The sequence below is a fragment of the Pseudomonas sp. 05N432 genome (genome assembly GCF_056396945.1).
Genome location: NZ_JBFTMM010000041.1, coordinates 1 through 2,249, shown reverse-complemented (window position 1 = coordinate 2,249; position 2,249 = coordinate 1). Strand labels below are relative to the sequence as shown.

General features: G+C 63.7%; 1 protein-coding gene. It reads left to right on the top strand.

Annotated features, from left to right (window positions below; translation table 11 throughout):
* The coding region (locus AC1DHT_RS29075) for an Ig-like domain-containing protein (RefSeq protein WP_477761579.1) at positions 1-2,249 on the top strand (2,249 nt) is incomplete at both ends.

The window sequence follows — 2,249 nt, the reverse complement described above, 5'->3', positions numbered from 1 at the left end:
ATCTCGACCAGCAGCGTAGACGTGACCATTACCGGCACCAACGACGCGCCGGTGGCTGTGGCCGATACGGCCGCCGGCACGGAAAACCAGACCCTGACCATCAACGTGCTGGGCAACGACACCGATGTCGATGACGGTCACGCGTTCACTCTGAACTCGGCCAGCGCGCCGGCAAACAAAGGCAGTGCCAGCGTGGTCGGCAACCAGCTGGTGTTCACCCCCGGAACTGACTTCGACCACCTGGCGCAAGGCGCCACGGCCAGTGTCACGCTCAGCTACACCATGAGCGACGAGCACGGCGCAATCTCGACCAGCAGCGTAGACGTGACCATCACCGGCACCAACGACGCGCCGGTGGCGGTGGCCGATACGGCCGCCGGTACGGAAAACCAGACCCTGAGCATCGACGTGCTGGCCAATGACACCGATGTCGACGACGGTCACGCGTTCACGCTGAACTCGGTCAGCGCGCCAGCGAGCAAGGGCACAGCCAGCGTGGTCGAAAACCAGCTGGTGTTCACCCCGGGAAGYGATTTCGACCATCTGGCGCAGGGTGCGGTCGAACACGTGACGCTCACTTACCAGATGCAGGACGAACACGGGGCGCTCTCAAGCTCCACGGTGGATGTGACCATCACTGGCACCAACGACGCACCGGTGGCAGTGGCCGATACGGCTGCCGGCACGGAAAACCAGACCCTGAGCATCGACGTGCTGGCCAACGACACCGATGTCGACGACGGTCACGCATTCACCTTGGTCAGCGCCAGCGCGCCGATCGGCCAAGGCAGTGCCAGCGTGGTCGGCAACCAGTTGCTGTTCAACCCCGGAACTGACTTCGATCACCTGGCGCAAGGCGCGGTCGAGCACGTGACGCTCAATTACCAGATGCAGGACGAATACGGCTCGCTCTCGAGCTCCACGGTGGACGTGACGATCACCGGCACCAACGACGCGCCGGTGGCGGTGGCCGATACGGCCGCCGGCACGGAAAACCAGCCCCTGACCATCGATGTGCTGGGCAACGACACCGATGTCGACGACGGTCACGCATTCACCTTGGTCAGCGCCAGCGCGCCGATCGGCCAAGGCAGTGCCAGCGTCGCGGGCAACCAGTTGCAGTTCAATCCGGGGGCTGATTTCGACCATCTGGCGCAAGGCGTGGTCGAGCACGTGACGCTCACTTACCAGATGCAGGATGAACACGGTGCGCTCTCGAGTTCCACGGTGGATGTGACCATCACCGGCACCAACGACGCACCGGTGGCGGTGGCCGATACGGCCACTGGCACGGAAAACCAGACCCTGACGATCGACGTGCTGGCCAATGACACCGACGTCGACGACGGCCATGCATTCACCTTGGTCAGCGCCAGCGCACCGGCAAACCAGGGCGGTGCCAGCGTGGTTGGCAACCAGTTGCAGTTCAATCCGGGAAGTGATTTTGATCACCTGGCGCAAGGGGTGGTCGAGCACGTGACGCTCACTTACCAGATGCAGGACSARYACGGAGCGCTCTCAAGCTCCACGGTGGACGTGACGATCACCGGCACCAACGACGCGCCGGTGGCGGTGGCCGATACGGCCGCCGGCACGGAAAACCAGACCCTGAGCATCGACGTACTGGCCAACGACACCGATGCTGACGACGGCCACCTGTTCACGCTGAACTCGGCCAGCGCGCCGGCAAACAAGGGTACAGCCAGCGTGGTCGACAACCAGCTGGTGTTCACCCCGGGAAGTGATTTCGACCATCTGGCGCAGGGTGCGGTCGAACACGTGACGCTCACTTACCAGATGCAGGACGAACACGGGGCGCTCTCAAGCTCCACGGTGGACGTGACSATYACCGGCACCAACGACGCRCCGGTGGCGGTGGCCGATACGGCCGCCGGCACGGARAACCAGACCCTGAGCATCAACGTGCTGGSCAACGACACCGATGTCGACGACGGTCACCTGTTCACACTGAACTCGGTCAGTGCACCGGCAAACAAGGGCACGGCCAGCGTGGTTGGCAACCAGCTGCTGTTCACCCCCGGAACTGACTTCGACCACCTGGCGCAAGGGGTGGTCGAACACGTGACACTCAGTTACCAGATGCAGGACGAACACGGGGCACTCTCGAGYTCCACGGTGGACGTGACCATTACCGGCACCAACGACGCGCCGGTGGCGGTGGCCGATACGGCCGCCGGCACGGAGAACCAGACCCTGAGCATCAACGTGCTGGCCAACGACACCGATGT